This is a genomic window from Vibrio splendidus, assembly GCF_001557875.1.
Classification (GTDB): Bacteria; Pseudomonadota; Gammaproteobacteria; order Enterobacterales; family Vibrionaceae; genus Vibrio; species Vibrio splendidus_F.
On sequence record NZ_LNRF01000001.1, the window covers coordinates 1,237,219 to 1,257,620 of the forward strand.

General features: G+C 42.8%; 17 protein-coding genes. 5 read left to right on the forward strand and 12 right to left on the reverse strand.

Annotation, left to right across the window (positions count from 1 at the left end):
* Window positions 1-98: 98 nt before the first annotated feature.
* Window positions 99-1,838: a bifunctional metallophosphatase/5'-nucleotidase gene (locus tag ATB74_RS05315; RefSeq protein ID WP_061017024.1), complete on the reverse strand. Its 1,740-nt coding sequence runs from the start codon at window positions 1,836-1,838 to the stop codon at window positions 99-101.
* A 238-nt stretch (window positions 1,839-2,076) separates the two neighbouring features.
* Between ATB74_RS05315 and ATB74_RS05320 the strand changes: the two genes are divergently transcribed.
* Window positions 2,077-3,828: an ATP-dependent endonuclease gene (locus tag ATB74_RS05320; protein WP_061017025.1), complete on the forward strand. Its 1,752-nt coding sequence runs from the start codon at window positions 2,077-2,079 to the stop codon at window positions 3,826-3,828.
* A 188-nt stretch (window positions 3,829-4,016) separates the two neighbouring features.
* Here ATB74_RS05320 and ATB74_RS05325 read toward each other — a convergent pair whose 3' ends face one another.
* Together ATB74_RS05325 and ATB74_RS05330 are read right to left on the reverse strand one after the other, a co-directional pair.
* Window positions 4,017-4,511, reverse strand: a complete 495-nt coding sequence (locus tag ATB74_RS05325) for a DUF1097 domain-containing protein (protein WP_017059817.1) — start codon at window positions 4,509-4,511, stop codon at window positions 4,017-4,019.
* A gap of 205 nt (window positions 4,512-4,716) precedes the next feature.
* Window positions 4,717-5,622 carry a LysR substrate-binding domain-containing protein gene (locus ATB74_RS05330; protein ID WP_010429535.1) on the reverse strand — a complete coding sequence of 302 codons (906 nt, stop codon included), beginning with the start codon at window positions 5,620-5,622 and terminating at the stop codon, window positions 4,717-4,719.
* Window positions 5,623-5,895: 273 nt separating this feature from the next.
* Here ATB74_RS05330 and focA point away from each other — a divergent pair, with 273 nt between their 5' ends.
* Window positions 5,896-7,347: a formate transporter FocA gene (gene focA, locus ATB74_RS05335; protein WP_061017027.1), complete on the forward strand. Its 1,452-nt coding sequence runs from the start codon at window positions 5,896-5,898 to the stop codon at window positions 7,345-7,347.
* A 259-nt stretch (window positions 7,348-7,606) separates the two neighbouring features.
* Here the strand turns inward: focA and ATB74_RS05340 are convergent, their stop codons facing one another.
* The 3 genes from ATB74_RS05340 to ATB74_RS05350 form a co-directional block, all read right to left on the reverse strand.
* Window positions 7,607-8,176 (reverse strand): YceI family protein, encoded by a 570-nt coding sequence (locus ATB74_RS05340; protein ID WP_061017029.1) that lies wholly within the window; start codon window positions 8,174-8,176, stop codon window positions 7,607-7,609.
* Window positions 8,173-8,712 carry a cytochrome b gene (locus ATB74_RS05345; protein WP_061017031.1) on the reverse strand — a complete coding sequence of 180 codons (540 nt, stop codon included), beginning with the start codon at window positions 8,710-8,712 and terminating at the stop codon, window positions 8,173-8,175. The genes ATB74_RS05340 and ATB74_RS05345 overlap by 4 nt, the downstream gene beginning before the upstream one ends.
* 185 nt (window positions 8,713-8,897) lie before the next feature.
* Window positions 8,898-9,143, reverse strand: a complete 246-nt coding sequence (locus tag ATB74_RS05350) for a DUF2164 domain-containing protein (protein ID WP_061017032.1) — start codon at window positions 9,141-9,143, stop codon at window positions 8,898-8,900.
* Between the two features lie 252 nt (window positions 9,144-9,395).
* Between ATB74_RS05350 and ATB74_RS05355 the strand changes: the two genes are divergently transcribed.
* Together ATB74_RS05355 and ATB74_RS05360 are read left to right on the forward strand one after the other, a co-directional pair.
* Window positions 9,396-10,028, forward strand: a complete 633-nt coding sequence (locus tag ATB74_RS05355) for a hypothetical protein (protein WP_060981357.1) — start codon at window positions 9,396-9,398, stop codon at window positions 10,026-10,028.
* Window positions 10,029-10,604: 576 nt separating this feature from the next.
* Window positions 10,605-11,342, forward strand: a complete 738-nt coding sequence (locus tag ATB74_RS05360; RefSeq protein WP_081090060.1) for an EAL domain-containing protein — start codon at window positions 10,605-10,607, stop codon at window positions 11,340-11,342.
* A gap of 185 nt (window positions 11,343-11,527) precedes the next feature.
* On the opposite strand, the gene ATB74_RS05365 is transcribed toward ATB74_RS05360, so the two are convergent.
* Genes ATB74_RS05365 through ATB74_RS05375 form a run of 3 tightly spaced genes read right to left on the reverse strand, consistent with a single transcriptional unit; the run spans window position 11,528 to window position 16,727 of the window.
* Window positions 11,528-14,587 carry an efflux RND transporter permease subunit gene (locus tag ATB74_RS05365; protein WP_061017036.1) on the reverse strand — a complete coding sequence of 1,020 codons (3,060 nt, stop codon included), beginning with the start codon at window positions 14,585-14,587 and terminating at the stop codon, window positions 11,528-11,530.
* Entirely contained in the window at window positions 14,584-15,639 is a 1,056-nt protein-coding gene (locus ATB74_RS05370; protein ID WP_060981360.1) for an efflux RND transporter periplasmic adaptor subunit, read from the reverse strand. The genes ATB74_RS05365 and ATB74_RS05370 overlap by 4 nt, the downstream gene beginning before the upstream one ends.
* Window positions 15,639-16,727, reverse strand: coding sequence for an efflux RND transporter periplasmic adaptor subunit (locus ATB74_RS05375; RefSeq protein ID WP_061017038.1), 1,089 nt, complete (start codon window positions 16,725-16,727; stop codon window positions 15,639-15,641). The genes ATB74_RS05370 and ATB74_RS05375 overlap by 1 nt, the downstream gene beginning before the upstream one ends.
* Before the next feature lie 150 nt (window positions 16,728-16,877).
* Here ATB74_RS05375 and ATB74_RS05380 point away from each other — a divergent pair, with 150 nt between their 5' ends.
* Window positions 16,878-17,624 (forward strand): TetR/AcrR family transcriptional regulator, encoded by a 747-nt coding sequence (locus ATB74_RS05380; RefSeq protein ID WP_061017040.1) that lies wholly within the window; start codon window positions 16,878-16,880, stop codon window positions 17,622-17,624.
* A gap of 146 nt (window positions 17,625-17,770) precedes the next feature.
* Here ATB74_RS05380 and ATB74_RS05385 read toward each other — a convergent pair whose 3' ends face one another.
* The 3 genes from ATB74_RS05385 to ATB74_RS24470 all read right to left on the reverse strand — a co-directional run bounded on the left by ATB74_RS05385 (window position 17,771) and on the right by ATB74_RS24470 (window position 20,020).
* Window positions 17,771-19,048, reverse strand: a complete 1,278-nt coding sequence (locus tag ATB74_RS05385) for a DEAD/DEAH box helicase (protein WP_061017041.1) — start codon at window positions 19,046-19,048, stop codon at window positions 17,771-17,773.
* A gap of 57 nt (window positions 19,049-19,105) precedes the next feature.
* Window positions 19,106-19,717: an ACP phosphodiesterase gene (locus ATB74_RS05390; protein ID WP_061017043.1), complete on the reverse strand. Its 612-nt coding sequence runs from the start codon at window positions 19,715-19,717 to the stop codon at window positions 19,106-19,108.
* A gap of 174 nt (window positions 19,718-19,891) precedes the next feature.
* Window positions 19,892-20,020 carry a hypothetical protein gene (locus ATB74_RS24470; protein WP_017059831.1) on the reverse strand — a complete coding sequence of 43 codons (129 nt, stop codon included), beginning with the start codon at window positions 20,018-20,020 and terminating at the stop codon, window positions 19,892-19,894.
* Between the last annotated feature and the right edge of the window lie 382 nt (window positions 20,021-20,402).

The window sequence follows — 20,402 nt, forward strand, 5'->3', positions numbered from 1 at the left end:
ATCTCCACAACAAGGCGACCTGCAGAGATGAAGCATAAACAATGCCAATTTTATAAATAACCCCAAGTAATAATTCTAAGTGCCCGTATCAACCGTGATTATCTAAAACACTCCATGCAATTCAACGGTTCAGTGTGTTGAAGCGACTCTGGGTGGTCTTGCAGAAACTCAATGAAGCAGTCTGCCATAGAGTCAGTGGTTACCGTGCCATCGCCTATCATATCCAACACGGCGTTATAGCCCTCTTTCCCTTTCATTGTGTAGGCAGACGACGCGCCACGGTAAATACGGTTGCGAGAAACAGTTTGCCAACCCGATTCATCAGAGTGGATTTCTAGATGGTGAATCCTATGCCCTAAAGGCGCTTCTTTGTGGTAACAAAACCTCAGGTTGTGCGTATAAGGGAAACTGCCAGACCCCGTTCCCACGACGCCATTATCAATCGCGTTATTGATTGCACCTTCAAGCATGCCAGCGATCGTTTCACCTTTTACTTCATACACACCAATGGGTACGGCAAACGGTAGTAGTTTTCCGGCAATATCGGCAACAGAAACATCGCCGCTATTTAGTGAATTTCTAACACCACCTGCGTTGTGAATGGCAAAGTCAACCTGATGGCCTTTCTTGTTCATTAGATGATGAAATGATTGAGCAACCAAGGGGGCTAGTTGGCTCGGGCCTTTGTCATCTGGGATACGTACATGGCGAAGTTTAGTATCTGCATGAGCAATCACTTGTTGCTGAAGTTTTCGAACTCGCGGCTGGTATTTATCCGTCAGAATGCTCTGCAATTCAGGATCTTTCTTACACACTGCGATATTGGGGTGATTGTTTAAAAACTCACACGCCATATCATGTGCGTCGTCTTGCCCTACTTCACTCAATTTCGCGTCTATAAAGAGTCGACGACCTAATAACAGTTCGTTCTTACCATTAAAGTGTGTCACTTTGCCTTGAGCATCGAACTCGATTTCACAGTGGCCTAAGCTCATGGCGTGGAAACCCGCTTGCACAACATAGGTATCGCCAATTTTCACACCGTATTCATCATCCTTAACTAAGCCGATATCAGAGAAATCACCTTGTAAGCGATGACTGTGGCCACCAACAATCACACCGATACCTTTCACATTCGCAGCTAGCTCTAAGTCGGCTTCATAACCAAGGTGACTAAGTAACACAATCTTGTTGATGCCTGCTTGATGGATTTGCTCAATGGTCGCTTTTGCTGTTTCCAAAGCATTCTCAAACGGTGTATCGATATCTGGGTTAGCGATGCCTGCCATCTTGTCGATGCTTAAACCGAATATTGCGACCTTTTCGCCATCAAACTCTTTCGTTATAAAAGAAGCACTTCGCGTTTCAGGTAGATAAGGCTTAACAATTTCGTTGTCCGCCAACGTATGAGTTTTATTGATATCCTCATTCGATAGATTCCAGTTACCGGCCAACAGTGGGAATTTGATTCTTTTCGCAAAAATCGCAACGGGCTCATTACCCATGTCTAACTCGTGATTACCGAGCGTCATGGCATCTATATTAAGGGCATTCAACAAATCGGCGTTGGCTTTTCCCTTGAATAAAGAAAAGTACAAAGTGCCCTGGAAGCAGTCGCCAGCGTGCAGGAACAAGGTTCCAACCTTCTGACGCTGGGCATCTTGTTCTATTTGTTTGAAGCGTGTTGAAATTCGAGCAAAGCCACCAGCACTGACATAAGGTTCAATGATGTGGTTGTTCATTTTAAGTGATAGCTGTAACGAGGTTGGTTCAAAGTATGAGTGGGTGTCGTTGATGTGTGCCAATACTATTTTTGTCGGCTTATTCTTTTTAGTCATATTTTCTTCTCTCTTTGTCCCTTCATACTAGGTCGAGAATCATGACAGAATCGTGAATTTTATGAAACTGCACTGCAAAAAAATACTCGAGATAGATCAAAAATCTGATTTTGCACCGTATTAATAAACAACGGGTTTTGTGACAGGTGAGCATACCGGATTTGAATTTTTCGATTATGATTAAAGATATCTGTTAGCTTTCAAATAATTAGCAGAGCCTTCCGTTAGGAGTAAGCCTATGCAACTAGAAAGAATCGAGATTTCTGGCTTTCGAGGTATCAAGCGCATGTCACTCGCGTTTGACGAGCTAACCACGCTTATTGGTGAAAATACTTGGGGTAAGTCTTCATTGTTGGATGCCCTTTCCGTCGTTCTGCCCTCAGACGGTGTGCCATATCACTTTGAAATGACCGATTTTCATGTCGATTACTCTGTTTCACATCCACAGTCTCAACATCTTCAAATTGTTCTCGCATTAAAAGCTAACGATAAGAGCGAACTTAACGCGGGTCGTTATCGCAAACTTAAACCTATCTGGGTTCAAGATGAGTTTGGTGTATTTCGCATCTATTACCGAATAAGCGCGACGTTAGAACAGTACGAAACGACCACACACTATGCATTTTTAGGTTTGGATGGTAATCCGCTTAAGCTTCATCATTCCGAAAAGCTCGCTCAAGAATTAATGACCTTACATCCCGTCATCCGTTTGCGTGATGCGAGGCACTTTGATCGTCCTTTCAACGGCAAGTCTCTTAATCATAATGCTCACCTCCCAACTAACGGTCAGGCTAGTAATACGAATGGAAATGGAAACGGCAGTAATCATACAAGCAATGGTAATGGGGCGAACGGAAATGGTACCAATGGTAATGGGCGGCAAGCAAGAATAGAAAAACGAATCGACAATACCTGCCGTCGCTTAATGGCGATACCTGGCCATGTCAATAAAGGTGAAATGCGCAGTAGCCTAGAGTCGATGCAAAGCCTAATCGAGCACTACTTTTCTTTCAAAAGTACTTCTCGTCGTAATCCTAGAAAACAAAGGGATGGCCTACTCTACTCAGCTGGTGCGAACGACAAGAGCATTCATCAACTTGTTGAAGAGACAAAAAACAAACAAACCCGCTTATTATTCATGGGGTTACTTAACGCCTACCTGCAAGCTAAAGGGCCAAACGACCTACGACGATGTGCTCGCCCTCTTCTGATCCTTGAAGATCCCGAAGGTCGATTACATCCAACCCATTTAGCAAGGGCGTGGAGTTTGATGCAAAAGTTACCCATGCAGAAAATCCTTACCACTAATAGCGGCGATTTACTTGCAGCAGTGCCTTTTCAATCGATTCGTCGCTTGGTACGTCAATCAGACAAAACCATCGCCAATCAGCTCAACATGAATCACTTCAGCAAAGATGAACTTAGAAGAATTGGGTTTCATATTCGTTTCCATCGTTCCGGTGCCCTGTTTGCTCGCTGCTGGTTATTAGTTGAGGGTGAAACCGAAGTATGGTTATTCAATGAATTAGCCAACCAATGTGGTTACAACCTTGCTGCTGAAGGTGTGCAAATTATAGAATTCGCTCAATCGGGGCTTAAAGCTCTAATCAAAGTAGCTCAAGAGTTCGGGATTGATTGGCACGTGGTGACCGATGGAGATGCGGCAGGTAAGAAATACGCCGCAACAGTATTATCGAAGTTAGGAAAAGACCAAGCAAGACATCGCCTCACTGAACTACCAGATAGAGACATCGAGCATTACTTGTACATGAATGGTTTTGAAAACTTTTTCCGGGATATGGTTAAAATCCCTTATGACCATCCTATCCCACCCAAAAAAGTGGTCGCAAAGGTATTAAAGAAACACGCAAAACCCGACCTTGCATTAGCTATCGTTTCTCATTGCGAGGACCAAGGGCAAGAATGCATTCCGTTATTATTGAGGTGGACGTTAAAACGCGTGATCACCATGGCGAACGGGAATACCTAGGCATAATTTGTTTTATAGATGCTATCAGTTGCTCTACTGATGAAATCTTTAGTTGATTGCCTTAACCAAAACCTCAACAAAAAAAGGCACACCAAATGGTGTGCCTGTATAAATCGATATACAAATTAATTGGGGGTTATCTTGCAAGAGTTCACAGTGACTAATCCATAGCTTTCTTAACGTATTTATTAAGCCTTTGCCTGTTTAGCGTGTTGTTCAACAACTTCCGAAGATTGAGTCGATTTCTCGTGAAGCCATAGCCCTGTTGCTTTCATCAAGTATCCAAACACACCACCAAGCAGTAAAGATGGTACTACAAGTTGCCAATCGCCACCTGCAGCAAACGTCGCACAGCAACCAATGAAGGTTCCTGGGATATAACCTAGCCACGCTTGTTTCGCTTGAATACACATAAAGAAAGCCACAATAGCAGTAATCATGTAGCCTAAAATCTCTAAACCTGCAAAGGTTGAGCTTTCGATAATCACCATTGCCCAGAATACGCCTGTCATATTGGTCAATAAGCTACCTGCTAGTCCTTTAACGCCGCCTGTTGGCGAAGCAAAATAACTGGTGCAACCTAGGAAACCTGCCCATGACAATAAGCCGAAAGAGATAGCAATCCATCCCCATAGACCTGACAAAATACCTGTTGTTAATGAAATCGCGACTAATGTACTCATACTATTTCTAAAGCCTAATTACGTAATTGAACGCAACCGGATTCAGCCTCACTTAAAATCAAGTAAGCATACTATGGTAAGAACGCCTTCTTTTAGCCGATCACGATCACATTAATAATGTACGCAAATGTGCATTTATCACTAGATAGAGACCGAAATCGCTTATTCAACATAAATAGTTATTAGTTTTTGTGTTGAATCGTCGCTAGAGAACCGACCGTTTGCCTTTCATCATACGCTTACCTTCACGCTTGATACATTCAGCAAGTGGGTTCTCTGCCATGTCAGCACGCCAAATAAAGGACAAGGTTCTTTCCATTTCAAGCTCAGGAACATTCAACGTCACCAGTTGGCCTGACTCAACAAACTGTTCGACATCTAGATAAGGTAAACACGTTAAATATGGGCCGTTTGCAACCAAACTTCTTAAAACAGGAACGTGTTCGTACTCTCGCCAAACATCGAGATCGCCAATTAAATGGTGAATAGAACTATCAAAAACTTTGCGAGTACCCGAACCATGTTCGCGTAATACCCACTTTGCTTGTTCTAATTGCGCCAAGCTTACTCGTTCACGCTTTGCAAACGGGTGATGAGCCGATGCAACCACCGTTAAATGGTCAGTACACCACACTTCTTGGTGAACTCGGTTGTCATCACAACGACCTTCGATAACGCCTAAGTCATATTGATAATCTAATACACCATCAATGACAGCATCGGTACTTTGCACGCCGAGGGAGATTCGCATCTCAGGAAAGTCGTTATCAATAATACTGATGAGATCCGGAACGAGGTGTTCCGCTGGAGTTTGGCTAGCACCTAATTTGAGTTCGCCACTCAACAAATGCTGCTCGTAAAAACCCATCTCAATTTGCTGCGCATCTTGCAGTAAACGCTTCGCTTTTGGTCTTAACCACATGCCCCAATGAGTCAGGGCCATTTGCTTGCCCTGCCTTTCAAACAAAGGCCTGCCGAGCATTTTTTCCAACTGTGCAAGAGACATACTTGTCGCTGACTGAGTCAACGCCAATTTGTCTGCTGCCTGACTAACGCTCCCGGAGTCTGCTACTGCATCAAATACCGCGAGTTGCTTTAATGAATAACGCAAAATTCATCCTTAATGCTTTTAATTATTTGTGTCCTGATGCTCGTTTATTATTAAGCCGATGAGCAATCAATTTCATTCTACGCGTAACAAAATCTATATCAATAAATTTGATGTGGTTTCTAAAAATTATCAATTTTACCTCTACCCCTCAACATCCTAATCTGGAATGGCAGGACACAACGAGCCCTGCAAAACACGATTGATTAACCATTACGGATTAACCAATTCATTAACACTAGGAATTACACATGACGGATTGTTCAAGGGGGGGATATGGCAACCAGCACTTCTGAAAATCATCAACTGTTCTCACCAACAGAAATGATGGCGGAAGCCGAGAAGTTTGCATTAAGCAAAGCAAATAAAACCAGCAGCATGACATTGAGTTTGGCAATCATGGCTGGCGCATTCATCGGGCTTGCTTTTTTATTCTACATCACGGTAACCACCGGTAGCGCAGATGCTGGATGGGGATTGAGTCGCTTAGCCGGCGGTCTTGCCTTCAGTATGGGTTTGATCTTGATTGTGATTTGCGGTGGTGAGCTGTTTACCAGCTCAGTGTTATCAAGTATCTCATGGGCTAACAAGCAAATCACCTTCACGAAGATGCTGTCTATCTGGGGCAAGGTGTATGTCGGTAACTTTATCGGTGCCATGTTCCTATTGGCTTTGGTAAGCGCTGCAGGCTTGTATCAACTGGATGGCGGGCAATGGGGATTAAACGCTCTGAACATTGCTCAACACAAACTGCACCACAGCCCTGTTCAAGCGTTTGCTTTGGGGGTGCTTTGTAACTTGTTGGTGTGTTTAGCCATTTGGTTAACGTTCAGCTCTGCTAACGCAATGACCAAAGCAATGATGACCGTGTTACCCGTTGCAATGTTCGTAAGCTCAGGCTTTGAACACTGTGTGGCGAATATGTTCATGGTTCCGCTAGGCATCACAATTCAAGCATTCGCACCAGAAAGCTTTTGGATGCAAATCGGCGCAACACCGGCGCAGTACGCAGACTTAAACATCATGCAATTTGTCACCGCAAACTTAATACCAGTGACAATCGGCAACATCGTAGGTGGTTCAGTATTGGTCGGCTTAGCCAACTGGAGTATCTACCGTCGCCCACAACTTAAAGCAGCAAAAATTACCGCTATTACACAAACAACAGAAATTACGTCAGTTAAGGAAATTACTATGAACACAGCAACTACTATCAAGCAAATCATGAACACTAAACCAATGACACTGAGCGTAGAAATGCCAACATCAGTCGCGATTGATTCACTTTTAGACGCACAACTTGTTAGCGCTCCTGTTTGCGATGTTGAAGGTCGTCTAGTAGGTATCTTCTCTGTTCATGACGTAATGGTTGACCTTTGGTGCCAAGATTACATCCCAACTAAAGGCCAAAAAGTCGTAGACCTAATGAGCCGTGACGTTGTGGCAATCGATGCAAACGACAAGCTAGTAGACGTTGCTGAATTCCTATGTATCGACAAAGAGCAACTGTACCCGACTACAAGCATGGGCTTTGCAACTCGCCTGACTTCTCTTTCTCTAGAAGAGCGCGCAAAAGCGATGAAAGTAAGCCAACCACATATGCTTCCAGTGTTAGAAAATGGCGTAATGGTGGGTGTGTTGACTCGCATTGAAGTGATGCAAGCACTGCGTCCAATCTACGGTGACCGACTAAACGTGGTTCCACAAGCTGAACTAGAAACGGCTTAACTAATCGTAAGTTGAACTATTAGGGATTAGTAGTTCAATTAGATCACTCAGTCATGGCAACGTTGACTGGCTAGAGGCAAATGGTGGCTTTTAACGTACTAAACGGTTTGACACAAAACAGACCTAAACGCGTTGCCATTTATCTCAATAAAAAAGGCGCAAAGTGAAAACTTTGCGCCTTTCTCTATTTCTTAGTATCGACCAAACTTTTGATGTTTCTAAAAAATGTTGATACCTGTCAGAGAGCTAAAAAGCTAGATTACTTCTTTACGCCTTCAACGTGTAGATCCATATCTACATAGCTTGAAGCGCCCATTACAGGAATGTTGAAGTCAGCAAGCTCTAGACGAGTTGTACCAACGAAACCTGCACGCTCACCGCCCCATGGGTCTTGACCAGCACCGATGAATTCAGCTTCGATAACGATAGGCTTAGTTACACCGTGAAGTTTAAGGTCACCCATAACTTCAAGTTTGCCGTCACCTTTATCAACCACTTTTGTGCTGTTGAAAGTAGCATCTGAGAACTTACCTGCATCAATGAAATCAGAGCTACGGATGTGCTTATCACGTTCTGCGTGGTTTGAATCAAGGCTTGTAGTGTCAACCGTTACGTTTACTGTAGACGCTTTAACGTTGCTTTCATCAAATGAAAAGTCACCTGAGAATGTGTTAAAACGGCCTTGGATAAAGCTGTAACCTAGGTGGCTAACTTTAAAGTTAACTGAAGCATGCGCACCTTTTGTATCAATCACGTAATCAGCGGCGTTCGCAGCGAAAGGCATTGCCATAGCAAATGCTAATCCTGTAGCGATAATTGACTTTTTCATTTTGAAGCTCCTATCATTTTTCGTAGCGTATCGTCTTTGTCGATAACGTGGTGTTTTATCGCCGCTAAGGCGTGCACTGATGCCATAATGATCAGTACCCATGCAGCATAGTAGTGAACCGTACCTGCGAGATCAGATTGGTTTGCAAACAGTTCGCCCATACTTGGAACTGTGAACCAATTAAATACATCGATCCCGCGGCCATCCGATGTTGAAATCAAATAACCGGAAATAAATAAAACCGCTAAGTTAATGTACATAAAGCCATGAGCTACCTTTGCCGCTGCAACTTCATAGCTTTTGCCTTTCACCTTAGGTGACGCGGTAACTAGTTTCCAAACCAAGCGGATAACGGTAACTGCAGCCAAAAGAATGCCTACCGAACGGTGGTAGTCTGGTGCTGTTTTGTACCACTCGCTGTAGTATGAAAGATCAACCATCCACAGGCCTATACCAAATAAGCCAAATATTGCGAGGGCTGAAAGCCAATGCATCGCTCTTGCTAAAGGGTTGTAGTTTCTAACGTTGTTGTCCATGCATCTCTTCCGAATGTTAACGAGTCGTGTAGTTTTGAAAAGCGTACCCTACACTAAGTTTGTGTAACATATTATTTACCAAGCTTTACATTAGTTACATCATTTCAAATTAAACGAGTTATTCAAAATTTTTGAACAAGTTGCTTTATTGATAAATTCATTTCCCTAAAAAGTACTTGTTTGGTTTAAATTTCAACGACTTGTTCAATTTCATAAAGCTCATCTGAGATGTCTAACATTTTACGCTCCATTACCTTTTGAGCGTCTTCTATCCCTTTGTTGTAATAGATTGCGCCGAACTTTTTACTAATGAAGTCGACTAAGAATTCCGTGTCGAACTGACCAAGTTCCACATCAAGCTCATCTTGAAGGTACTTTTGGAGCGTATGAGAGAGCTCAGACTTTTGCTTTGAATCTAATTGAATGGTCATAAATGTTTCCAAATAAAGAGTAAGTAAATCAATCGCGAATTGCTGACTAGACTATAATCGTGGTAACTAGTTAGAATTCCTCATAATTTAGAATACAGACCAGTAGAGCGCCAGTGCTATTCATAAAATCACTCAGCAATGGTTAATTTTGATAGAGAGATCAAGAACTCGCACTTTGACGATAGGTAACAGCATCGCAATTACCGTACTATTGCCCATCAATAAGATAGTAGCCGTGTATAAGGGACTTCATTGTTATTAGATCTAGTGATTAAAAGCGTTAATCAATTTCAAGACGATTGCCTAAAGCTCTGTGAACGCCACTACCCTACTGTGCACAATCAAGGGATCAGTGAGCACCATATAGGTAAGGCATTTGCCCGCCGAATGGAGCACACCTTCGTTAGCTTTAATCATGCAAGCAACATCAGCCCACTTGAAATGCTTTCATCTGGCGAAACGCCCCGCCACTTCCGAATCTCTTCTGAAATCGGTACCGTTTGGATGATCAGTCATCATATGGTGAGCGCCGGGAAAACCTGTCGTAGAAAGTTGATGTTGGACATCCATAATTGGCAACAAGAGTATGGATTTGCCATTCAACCGAATGACGTTTTGATCATTGTCTCTGACCATTGGATTAGTCGAAGTAAAAACAGTGGCGAGTTATTGCATTGGTGGATGGGAGAACTCCCTGACGAGATAACCGAGTACAGCAAACAAGGCATCACACTAAGAGAGAGTGATTCTCAATTTGCCGCTGATTTAAATAACAACTTCAATATCAGTCCATGTTTTATTAAATACGGGCACCCGCTAAAACGGTCAGGAAATCAACAATTAGTTCGTAAATACCTGCAACTTTATGCCGTACTTCAATGGTAGTGATAATACGGGTCAACTTTTTCATTCAATATTGAAAGAAATTTTTAGACCTTTATCTCAATTTTTATAAAAACCGTCCTTTCGTTGTTCATTAATTATTCGAACGTTCTAATTTAAATTATTAATGAGTATTTTTCTGATCCTATCTATTTTGCGAGATAGATATCACTTCTATGTAACCCAACAAGTATCTTTATTTTCTAACTTTGACATTTACCCATAATCTAAGCCTTTAACCCTACTTTTCGCTGGTGTATCGCCGCTCTAGCTTTATATTGGTTGGGAGCGATATGTGAGATGTTACTCAGCCATTAAATTCACAGCAACTATCAAACCCAACAAGTGATAAGTTACAATAATGATTGATATCATTTATCATGCTGATTTTTCGTTAATTATATTTATTTAAATATTGACCCTGCAAATGAGTTTTTATTAATTGACAATTTACTAACACCTGTCAATATTGTGACAGCCATGACGTATATTTTCGTCACTAAATAAACACCTTTATTAGCGACTATGATTTTATCAGACAGAAGTGAATTTATTAGCTGTATATCTGTGGATGCCGATATGCAGTTTATTGCGAAATATCAAGACTTAACACTTAGAAGTGTCTATCAACCTGTATTTGACGATTCAATGACTCAGATAGGCGTAGAGGCTTTGGTGCGTATTTCGAATAGCAAAGGGGATATTGTTCGTCCTGATCACTTCTTCCATTCCGATGACACTTCATGCACTGACAAGATCAATGTAGAGAGATTGAGTCGCGCTATACACATTCGTAACTTTGCACAGTCATCTATTCGTCATTTGCACCTATTTTTGAACGTTCTTCCAAACGTTGGTGAGTTATTTGCTGCTGAAAAAGTAAGTGACAGCCTTCTAGCAAAACGCCTTCATGAGTTGAATCTTTCATGTGAACAGATCGTGATGGAATTGGTAGAGCTGAATGCCGAAAGTGAAGAGCGCTTGAAAGATGCAGCTCTCTCTCTTGCGGAGAATGGTTTTCAAATCGCAGTCGATGATTTTGGAACACAAGCATCAACAGAGCAGCGTGTTCGTCATATTAATCCTCATATCATCAAGATTGATCGTTCAGTAATGTTGGATTTTGAAAACGGTGACCCTCGCGAAATGGAGTTAGTACTCGATCTTGCAAAGCAAATTGGCGCGAAAACGGTCATTGAAGGCATAGAAACCCAACAACAACTCGAAGCGATGCAGAGCTTAGGCTTCGATATGTATCAAGGCTATCACTTAGCCATGCCAAAACCGATTGAGTTGGACATACGCGTTGCAATCTAGAACTGCCCTATATACCGCACAAAGCCGCTTTACCATTGGTTAGCGGCTTTTTAATACCCATCAATTAGTGAGCACGCTCGCTGAGGTTGTGCTCTAGAATGGTCTTGTATCGCCAAATAATGTGCATAAAAAAGCCCAGTCAAAATTGACTGGGCTGGCTTAAAAGAATCTTTTTATATCAATCCCTAATAACCCGCAGTGGACGGTTTGATTCTATATAGAATGGCGAACATCACTGGTACTACTATTAGCGTTAGTACGGTAGCAAAGCCTAAGCCTGCCATGATGGTAATCGCCATCGAGCCGAAAAATGCATCGAAGACCAAAGGAATCATGCCCAAGATAGTTGTTAAGGCTGCCATAGATACCGGTCGCACACGACTGATCGCACTGTCGACAACCGCTAAATATGGGTCTTTACCTGTTTGTAACTCACTGTTGATCTGGTCAAGTAAGACGATACCGTTCTTCAAAATCATGCCACTTAGACTTAATAGGCCTAGGAAAGCAGTGAAACTGAATGGCATATTAGTACCTAACAGACCAATCGAAACACCAATGATGGAGAGTGGTACCGTAAACCAAATCACTAGTGGCTTACGAACCGAGTTAAACAGAAGCATAGTGATGATAAACATCAGCAAGTAACCCATTGGAAGTGAACCAAATAGAGATTCTTGTGCATCTTTCGAACTTTCGTACTCACCGCCCCAACTAATGTTGTAACCTACTGGTAAATCGAGTGCTTCAACCTTTGGTTTTACGCGAGCAAACAAGCTAGCCGGCGTTTCATCACCTAATACATCGTGATCAGCCAGAACCGTTAACGTACGCTTTCGGTCACGACGTTGAATCAGTGGCTCAGACCATTGAAGCTCAACCCCATCGATCACTTGTTCTACAGGAATATAGGTTTGCAGTGATGGGCTCCAAATCTTCACATTGTTCAGTGATTCAAAGTCAAAACGCTCTTCTTCAGGCAGGCGTGCCACGATAGGTAACATATGCGTACCATCACGCAGTAAGCCGATGTTGTAACCACTAAACGCCATCTGTAGTGTCTCAGACAGATCCGTCTTTGAAATACCAAGGCGACGTGCCTTTGATTCATTAAACAGTGGCACTAGCTCTTTGGTGCGTTCACGCCAGTCGTGACGCACATTTCGAGAACCAGGATCCGCCAACAATATATCTTCTACCTCAACAGCGATGCTGCGAAGGATGTGTGGGTCTGCACCGCTAATACGAGCTTCGATTTTTGAAGCTGGCGACGGGCCAAATTCAATCAGTTTAAATTGGAACGTAGGTTGTTCAAATTTGTTGGCCAAGTCCTTATCTAGCCCTTCGAGGACTTTAAACATAGCGTCTCGGTCAGTCGTTCGTACCTGCAGTTGACTGTACGCTTCGTAACTTTTCTCCGGTTGATATGTCAGCGCAAAACGTTGCATGCCCTGTCCTACCGTGGTTGTAACAAACTCAACGTCATCTTGCTGACGAATGTAGCTTTCAACTTTTTCTGTTTGCTTGATCGTTTCTCGAACATCGGTGCCTTCTGGCATCCACATATCTACGTAAAACATGGGCGTGTTTGATGGTGGGAAGAACTGCTGCTTCACCATACCAAAACCGACCACAGAAACCGCCAATAGCGCAACCATACTTACTATGGTAAGCCATCTAAATCGAAGTGCTACTTTCAGACTCGCACCGAATATAACAAACAGGATGCCTTTGTAAGGATCTTCGTTTTCATCGACCTTGTCTTCTTCTTTAAGCAACATCTCAGCAAGGAATGGCGTCAGCGTTAGCGCCGTTACCCAACTCAAAAACAGTGAGAAACACAGTACCCAGAACAACGAACCCATGAACTCGCCTGTCGCATCTTTCGACAAACCAATCGGTGCAAACGCTGTAATAGCGATAATGGTCGCACCTAACAGTGGCCATTGTGTTTGTTTCACGATGTCTTTCGCTGCTTGAAGCTTGGTTTTGCCTTTCTGCAAGCCAACCAAAATTCCTTCAACGACAACAATCGCGTTATCAACCAGCATACCCAGTGCGATAATCAAAGCACCTAGCGAGATACGGTGCAGTTCTACTTCGTTGTAGTCCATCAAGATAAACGTACCGAACACTGTCAGTAACAACACTAAACCGATGATCAAGCCACTGCGTAAGCCCATCGCGAACAGAAGTACTATGATAACAATTGCCACAGCTTCAACTAGGCTGATTAAGAAGTCAGCTACTGATTTGTCTACTTCTTGCGCTTGGTTGTAGAAGTAATTCAACTCTACACCAGCTGGCTTAATGCTTTCTAAGCGATCAAGTTCCGCATCAAGCGCATTACCAACCTCAACCACGTTTACGCCTGAAGAGAACGCAATACCTAAGTTGATCGCTGGTTTACCATTGTACGTTAATACATTGCCCGGCTTTTCTTGAATACCGCGAGTCACTTCAGCGACATCTTTCAAACGAATGAGGTTACCCGTATCACGACCATGAATGATCAGGTTTTCTAACTCTTCAACCGTGCTCAGCGTGCCGTTAGGTTTGATGGTTAGGCTTTGACCGTTGAGCATTACCTCGCCTGCCGATACCACACTGTTTTGCTGTGCGAGCAATGATGTCACTGTCGACATGTCTAGGTTTAACGCCGCTAAACGCTCAAGTGACATCTCAACGAATAATTGCTCTTGTTGGTCGCCTGCAATACTTACTTTGCCTACACCGTCAACCAGTTCGATTTCGCGTGTTAGATAATCAGCATACTGTTTGAGCTCTACGTAATCGTATCCATCCCCCGTTAGCATGATCATCACGCCAAACACATCACCAAAATCATCGATGATCTGAACAGAGTTAACACCACTAGGTAGCGTTGGCTGTAGGTCGTTGATCTTTCGACGCATTTCATCCCAGATTTGAGGTAGCTCGTCCGGGCCATAGTCCATCTTCATGCTAACCATAATTTGAGACATACCATTCGACGACGTTGAGGTGATTTTGTCGATATAAGGCAACTGTCGTATCTCTTTTTCGAGTGGATACGTCAACTCCTCTTCAACTTCCATTGACGTAGCGCCAGGGTAAGTTGAAATAATCATGGCATCTTTAATGGTAAAAGCTGGGTCTTCTAAACGGGATAGGTTGCCAAAAGACGACACACCGCCAATAACCAAAATGACTAGAAACAGCCAGCTGATTACTTTGTTTTTTATTGAATATTCTGCAATGTTCATTCTGCTTTTCCTGACAATTGGATTCCGTCACGGAGTTTTCTTAGATTCGAGTTTACGAGTCGGTCACCTTGCTCAACACCATGAGCGATTAATGCGCCTTGACCACTGATCTTGTCGACTTCTACTTCGCTTTTGAATGCTTGTCCGTCTTCCATTTTCCACACATAAAACTGATTAGCGTCAGAGCCCGCTTCTAGTGTTGTCATTGGTAACTGGTAGCCTTGAACATCGCTCAGGCCCGCTTGCGCCATGTCCACATTGACCGTAACGCTCGTGCCCGGCAGAATTTCGCTTTCAGGCTGCTGCATCTGCATCCAAAATTCATAGGTACGTGATTGTGGGTGCAGTTCACTCGTGTGTTCTAGATACGTCAGTGGATATTGGCCAGTGTGACCGCCAAACGTCGCCTGAGGACGATAGTTATTTGAACGCATGTCTGGGCTAATTGATGCCAAGATCGAATCTGATATTTGAATTCGCACATACACCTTATCGTTTTGATACACACTCAGTAGTGTTTCTCCAGGCGTTGTGTTTTCGAATCGTTGCTTATCGACAGTCGAAACTGTTCCTGAGAATGGCGATAATAGCTCTGTGTAACTAAGCTTGCGTTTTGCCGCCGCCAAATTCGCCGATGCTAGCTTGTAGTTAGCCGTCAGTTGGTCGTGTTCTGATTGCGATAACATCTCGCTGCCAAACATCTCTGTACCACGAGCCAACTGTTTGCTCGCCAGTTTGAATTGAGATTTAGCATCAGTAAGATCTTGGAGGTACGTTGCGTTATCTATGGTGGCTAATAACTGCCCTTTTTCAACGTTATCGCCCGCTTCTACTAATACTTGTTGAATTTCGCCAGCTAGCTTAAATGCCAAAGGAGTCAATTCAGCTGGCATCACCTGTCCATTAAAGCTTCTGAACTGATCAGTCAGCGGTGCGCCAACGTCAAAGGTAGAAACCAACAAAGGCGGTTGTTCTCGGTGTACAGCTTCATTGTTACAGGCTTGAAGTAACAACGCCGACGCAACAACAACTGATAATTTTGAAAGGTTCATTAAATACCGCCCTCACGAAGCCAAGCTTTTACTTGCTGTCCATCTGATAACACATCCACACCTGCTTCAACGATAAGGTCGCCAGACGACAATCCGTCGATGACTTTACCTTGCTCATCAAGAAGGACTCGTACTTTAGAAATCAATTGAGAGTCAGGGTTATAGCGCCATAGTTCACCATGATCCGCGTCTTTGTTTAGCCAAGCTGAATCCATAATGCCAATGCCGTAGTCAGATTTATTTTTCTGAACTTCAACTTGCGCTGTCATGCCAGAAAGTAGATTGATGCCTTCTGGCTTTTCGATAGACACAACCGCTTGGTAGCTGTTGGTATCTTCATCTGGTTGCGTTGAGATTTCTTTGAAGCGAGTCGGGATACGAATGCCGCGGTGGCTGTCCATCACAACCCACATGTTTGAACTTGTTAGGTCTTGAATGGAACGGTCTTCAAGCTTTGATACTGGAATTGAAAACGTCACATCCATTTCACTGTGATTCAAGATATTCAGTACAGGCTGCTTTTCTGCGATCAATTGATATTGCTTTCCAAACACCATCGATACCACGCCATCGAATGGTGCAACTAAGGTAGTGTAGCCAAGGTTTGTGTTTGCTTGGTCCAGCTCAACTTCAGCGGCAGTAAAGGTGTTCACGGCTTGGTCGTAGTAATCGGCACTGACCAGCTTTTTCGTATACAACTCAGAAGCTTGTTTGTATTGGCTGTTCGCCAGATCAAATTTAGCTTGAGCGGCATCAACGGCAATGCGGTAATCCGTCGAATCTAATACGGCTAGCACCTGTCCTTTCTTCACTTCTTGTCCCATACGAACATCGAAGGTTTCTATATCACCACCGACTTGAAAAGAAAGTGCCGCACGGTCAGTTGCATCAACCTTTGCAATGAAGCTATCAAGATCAATATCAGTCTGTTGCGGGATTTCGAACAGCTTGACTGGCTTGATTACTTGCTCATTTTCCTCTGACTGAACTTTGTCACATCCAGTTAGAGAGCCTGCGAGCAATAATGCTGCAATAACAGCTACCATGCGCTTGCTCGATATGGCATTGATAGACAAATTGGAATGCATGATGCCTCTCCATTTAATTATTATGATTTATTACACAGGTGGGCAGTATATTTAATATTAAAGAATTCTCAAGCTTTACTTTCCACTTGTGCAGTATTTTTTATTTCAGTAAAAACAGTGTAGAATGTGGTAATCAGGCAATTATGTGAAATGAAGATGACAGAAAAGAAACAAGGTAGAAGAAGCGCCAAAGACGCCGAAGAGACTCGATTTTTGATCATGAGTGTTGCTGCGGAAATGTTCTGTGAGCATGGTTATGATAGCGTTTCACTGCGAAACATCAGTGAAAAAGCCGGCGTCTCGCATAGCCTTATTCGCCATCACTTTGGTAGTAAAGAAAAGATCTGGCACTCCATAAGCGATTGTTTACACGAATATTTTCAGTCTTACATTGCTAAAATCATGGAAGAGCTACCAAAAGGTGTTGCGCCTAGTATTACTATTTATCTATTTAGCATGCGCCTCTTTAGCAACATGATTCATTCACGTAAGCCAATGCAACTTATCACTGACTCTGTGCGCCAAAAAGACAACTTGGTCGATTACTTTATCGACAATGTTGGTGATGTCGAAAAAGAAATCAATATGTTGGCAGAAGAATATAATGATGCGAACCCAGATAACTTGATCAACATTTATGAAATTAAATGGCAAATGATTATGTATGCACACGGAGCGGTATGCCTAACCCCTTTCATGGAAAGCACATGGAATGAAGGTGACATGCAATCGACACCGGAAGAAGCGTTGTTAAAGCATTGGCAACTTTTCAACACGCAAATGATCAATACGTTCAATATCAGTGATGAATGGGTATTGAATCCAAGTTCGATTGAAGAGCTAGTTTATGAAGTACCTTGCGTGTGGAAGTGCGAACACGAGCAAAGTAAACACTAAACACGCTGCTTCAAATTCAATGCTTAATACTTAATACTTAATACGAAAATGCCCCATTACTGAATGACAGTAATGGGGCATTTTTATATTGGATTAGATTGATGTCTTCGCGTCAATAACGCGATAAGCATCAACCACCAAAAGAATTAGCGACGTGCTTTCGCTTTACCACGGTTTTGATGAATCTTAAGCTTTGCTTTCATCTTACGCTTTTCTGATGAGCGGCTCTTGCTGCGACCACCGCGATCGGGCGCTAGATCTTTTTCTAAGCTTGGTTCAAAGCCCTCTAGCCACTCTTGAGGCAAGCGCGTATCAAGTAATCGCTCAATATCACCCAATAGGTAAGCTTCGTCCTGACTCATCAAAGAGATAGCTAGACCACTGTTGCCCGCACGACCAGTTCGTCCGATACGGTGAACGTAATCTTCTGCTTTGAATGGCATATCATAGTTCACAACTTGTTCTAGCTGCTGAATATCGATACCACGAGCTGCCACGTCGGTTGCGATCAACGCACGAACCTTACCTGACTTGAAATCGTCCAGTGCTTTTTGACGCGCACCCTGGCTCTTATCGCCATTGATTGATGCCGCTTTAATGCCGTCTAACTTAAGCTCTTTAACGAGAGCATCAGTGCCCTGTTTAGTCTTTGTGAACACCAACACTTGTTGCCAGTTTTTTGAGCCAATTAAATACGCCAATAGTTCACTTTTACGCGACTTATCTACCGGGTAAACCATCTGTGTTACGGTTTCAGCGGTGCTGTTTTTTGGCGTAACTTGAATTTCACTTGGCTTCTGCATCATACGGTGTGCAATCGCTTTGATTTTGTTATCAAACGTTGCAGAGAAGAACAGCGTTTGACGCACTTCGTTCATGCGAGAAAGAATACGCTTGATGTCAGGCATGAAACCCATATCTAACATACGGTCTGCTTCATCCAGTACCAGTACTTCCGTTTGGTTCAACATGATGTTTCTAGTGAACATGTGATCAATAAGGCGACCAGGCGTCGCGACAAGAATATCTGCGCCACCGCGTAGGTTATCAGTTTGAACCTTCATGCTAACGCCGCCGTAAGCCACCACGACTTTAATGTCGGTGCCCTTTGCGTAGCTAGTTAAGTTATCGAAAACCTGTTGTGCCAATTCACGGGTTGGTACTAACACAAGCGCACGAACGAGCTTAGGATTCGGAATAACGTTGTCTTTCGTCTCGATTAATCTTTGAATAATCGGTAAACCAAATGCAGCCGTTTTACCTGTACCCGTTTGAGCACCAGCCATTACATCTTTGCCTTCTAATACCAATGGAATCGCTTGTTCTTGAACATTGGTAGGAGCCGTAAAATTAAGCTCAGACAGTGTGGCAAGAAGATGCTCAGATAATCCTAGTTGGTTAAAAGATTTTGTAGATTCAGACATAGTATGATGCTCAAAGATTAAATAGGCGCGGATTGTAGCAAACCTGCATTACGCTGTTTACCTTTCCTTTTGATTTTTCTTCATTTGAAGCGCATTAAACTGCTTCGCTTCTTCTAAAACGTTGGGATAAAGCTCATTAAAGTGACACTGTAACGTATTATAATGACGTTCGAGATCATCGTAACATGCTTCGAGCATACCGAGCTTGGGCCTTCTCAGCGCCATTCGCTGTAATACCACCTCTATAGACGACATGTCTTGATAGCTTTCCAACCAACGTTGTTCTGCCATTTTTTGATGCATCATAATGAAATTCTCAGGCCAGTTCAGCTCTTGATGTTCAAAGATCTGTTGATGGCTATCTAAACAAAAACGCTCTAATGTCTGCTGCGAGAACTGAGCCCAATGATTGGCTAAGCAGTGATCCCAAAATACATCAAGTGCGATAGGCGCAAAGCGGCGTGTTTGGTCTGAGAACAGCGATTTAGCAGAACGAGATACATCATGGCGATCAGTATAGCTATCAACAAATCGATGAAGCCTAATGCCGTCAGAAAGTGAATCCGAATACTGTTTATTGGGGTCGCCTTTAACAAAATCACCCAACAGGTTACCTGCTAAGTTGCTGTTACAGTGCTTGGCGATGTGAAGGTGTGCGAGAAAGTTCATTGAACCTCATTAAAGTATCGAGAACTAAGTAACATGGTAAACGTACTCGTTTATCTTCGCGAACTTTAATGAGGATAGTTTTGTTATGACGTGTGAGCGAATGAGATTTGCTCAGTTTAAGAATTGTTTAATTTGAGAACGTTGAACTACAGAAACCTTTAGTTCAGGTGACACCTAGTTTGAAGACTTAAAAAGTTCTTCTGCTAATTGTTTAACCGTCTGTTCATAGTCAGATAAATCGATGCCAATTTCCATAGCATCTAACAACTCAAGACTTTCGTCATTGTAAGATTGGTCACTCATAGTGCCCCCTCTATTCCTTAGTGTGGACATGATGTCCGATTAACTAGTGCACCATCTTGGACTTATATTATGTCACTTTGATGAAAGCACTCTACTCTACCCGATCCATATTTATAGCTTGAAGCTACTCGCGATCATTAGCGCTTTTTACGCTAAAGGGGTATACGCGAACGACATATGTACTGCCACCTTACACCAAGTACAACAAATTACTCTACAAATTTTGAAGCCGATCATAGTCAAACGTTTGCTTTGGTCATTTGAATGCTGCCACGCCCTTTGATGTAAATATATATTTACAGTGGATATTTTTAATTACATTAAGCATTGCATTTGGCATTAAACTCAATCAGAATACTTCAAAATCGAGATATTCTTTGGG